This window comes from Arthrobacter sp. C152 (genome assembly GCF_054890965.1).
The window spans coordinates 1-2,688 of the sequence record NZ_JBTZSU010000078.1 but is presented as its reverse complement, the minus strand read 5'-3'; the positions used below and the strand labels follow the sequence as shown (position 1 = coordinate 2,688).

The window sequence follows — 2,688 nt, the reverse complement described above, 5'->3', positions numbered from 1 at the left end:
CGCAGAATCCCAGGATCCCGCTACTTCAGGTGTCCACCAACAGAGGCTAACCCCACGCCTTCAGTCCTTCGAGCGGAGAAGGCCCCATTGGCGCGGAGCGCCGCCTTGATTGCCTTGCCATAGGCGTGCTCACCAACGACTTCCACGTTCGGCCATTCCGCACGACCAAGGGAAACAGGATACGAGCGCCTAGGGGAGGAGGCAGCCAGATTTACCGCTGCACTTGGTTCCACTGGCACCGCGCATGACGGATCCTGATGAGGCGGAGCGTCAGCAGCCGAATTTTCGATACCGTCGGTAGAGGACCTGACAGGTTCTCTGAGGCTGGCTGACCAGGTGGCGTCCTCCCAGGCCTGGCGGTCACGACGGCGCTTTCGCAGCACTAAAGTTAGCCCGACAATGCCCGCTGCCAGCACAAACCCTGCAGGCGAAGAGACTGTGACAATAAGCAGCAGCAAGCCGAGCATCGTCCACTGGGCAACTGTCCCGGCCTTCTCAAGCTGTGGCACGCCGCGCCCGCCCGCGTTCAGCCTCGACGGGCTTTCACCGACGAAGGTAAGGACGTTTGCTGCCTGTCCCTGGGTCAGGTGCATGAGGCTGGGGCGCGTTCCGGTTGCGCGGGCGACGACTGCACGCACGAAGTTCCGTTGGAACTTCGATGCCGCCGGCGTTCCATCCGGCGCCAGGAGCTGCCGCCACGTTTCATCGCTGACGATTCGACGATCGATGCGGCCACGTGAAGGATCGGATCGCCGAACGGCAGCCTTCCGTGTGGAACGGCGGGTGGAGCTGCTGGTCGAATAGGAGATCCCAGTCTTGGGGACCCTCACCGTAGTTGTTGTGCGACCCGTTGCCGACTTCGTGACCCGCAAGGGGCCTGCTCCAACGCTTCCGCTCAATCCGCGCTTCGATGCGGTGATCCGCACCGGCCCAAAACTCTTTGACTTGCGGTAACGAAACCCCAAACCCGTACCCCCAATAAATTTGGCATACGAGAAGCCAGTTCTCCTCGTAAGAGAGATTGTATGCATCCGTAATCGGTGCAGGAACAAACGGCCACCAAGTGAAATTTCCATGCCGCTGCAAAGCAGCCTTAGCGCCCTCAATAACCGCCGAAGTCATGCGGTCCCATTCTTCAAAACCCATGGAAAAGCAAAAACTCATCGCTGCTTGTCATTCTGATATGTCCCATGATCGCTGGGCGGGCCCTCCACGCAACCAGGGCGCTACGCGCCGACCCCGGAACCAAAAACTTCCCAGGCCGGAGCCCGGTGGCTCCGAGACGAAGTTTTCAGTCCCGGCGCCGGTCCCCCAAGTTGCGCTCCGGCCCCTCAACCCAGCGGGTGGTCCCCTAACAGAACGACGCCCACAACCAACAACCGCAGATGAAACAGCAATAACCAGGGTGAAGGAAAACGGGATCATGGAAAAGCTCACGATCAAAACACCATCGGATGTCCTTAGCTTCATTGGGCACACCTTGGGCTTCTGGCCCCAGGAAAGCCTTGTGTGCATCACGATGAAAGACAACAGCATCGGTGCCACTCTCCGTATCGACCTCCCCCGTCGGACAGGGCAGGAACTCGCCTACGCCCGGACCGTCGCCCACTACCTCAGCAGCGACACCACCGCCACGTCCGTTCTCTTCGCCGTCTACACCAGCGAAACCACCCAACCCGGACAGCCCAAACCCCAGGCCGGGGCTATCGCCGCGCTCACCGGGGTGCTCGCCGAGCAGGGAATCACCATCCGGGACGGCCTCTTCGTCGGGGACGACACCTTCTCCCCCTACGACGGTGAACCCGGCACCAGCCTCGCCCTTCCCGTCAGCTCCACCGATACCAGCGCGATCAACGCCGAATTCATCTACCGCGGCAGCTTCGTCGAACCCACCGATCGCATCACCCTCCCACTTGCCGGCCCGACGGCAGCGAAAGCCGCCGCGGTTGAAAGTCACATGGACTCCATCAGGTCTCAACCCGCCGAGACGGCCCTCCGGCACGGGCGGGAACTCTGGGGCAAGATGCTCGGCTCCACGGACTTCCCCAGCGACGACGACAGCCACGCCCTCGTCGCGAACCTGCAATTCCCCGCCATCCGCGACCGACTTATCGCCGACATCCCTGGGATGGACGAACCCATGCAGCACATCCTGTTCGCCCAGACCACAGAGGCACCGAAGTGGTCGCGCATCGAATGGGCACAACAACTCCTCCTGCACGCATACACCCGCACCTCCCCCGAACACGCAGCACCAGTCCTCACGGCGATCGGCTACATCAACTGGTGGGAAGGCAAAGGCAGCAAAGCACACCAATTCCTCCAACTCGCCCTCGACACCGACCCCGCCTACCGCCTCGCCCGACTCAGCGACCAAATGGTCGGCTCCGGTATCGTCGCAGGATGGAGCATGAACAAGAACACGGCTTACAAAGCTCTACCGTTCGACATGCCGTAATTCTTGTCCCCGCAAAGCGAAAACAGTGTGCTCCCGTGACAGTGGAAATTGCCTACCGCTGGCCAAGACCGCGAGCCACGGCTCCGACATAATCCAACGACCGAGCAGATCAGGTTGACGGAACGTCCATTATCGGCGTACGAAAACCGCCGGGGGAGAGCCCAGGCTCACCCCCTGTCCGTTGTCAGTTGAGTTGGCAGTTTTGTCAGTAGACACGGCAGCCTACGGGT

At 61.3% G+C, this 2,688-nt stretch carries 2 protein-coding genes; one reads left to right on the top strand and one right to left on the bottom strand.

What is annotated here, in order from left to right:
• Positions 1–20: 20 nt before the first annotated feature.
• Entirely contained in the window at positions 21–1,031 is a 1,011-nt protein-coding gene (locus ACYSM9_RS21730; RefSeq protein ID WP_461859019.1) for a DUF4236 domain-containing protein, read from the bottom strand.
• Positions 1,032–1,423: 392 nt separating this feature from the next.
• Between ACYSM9_RS21730 and ACYSM9_RS21725 the strand changes: the two genes are divergently transcribed.
• On the top strand, positions 1,424–2,458 hold the full coding sequence (locus ACYSM9_RS21725; RefSeq protein WP_461859018.1) for a DUF4192 domain-containing protein: 1,035 nt from the start codon (positions 1,424–1,426) through the stop codon (positions 2,456–2,458).
• Positions 2,459–2,688 lie beyond the last annotated feature (230 nt).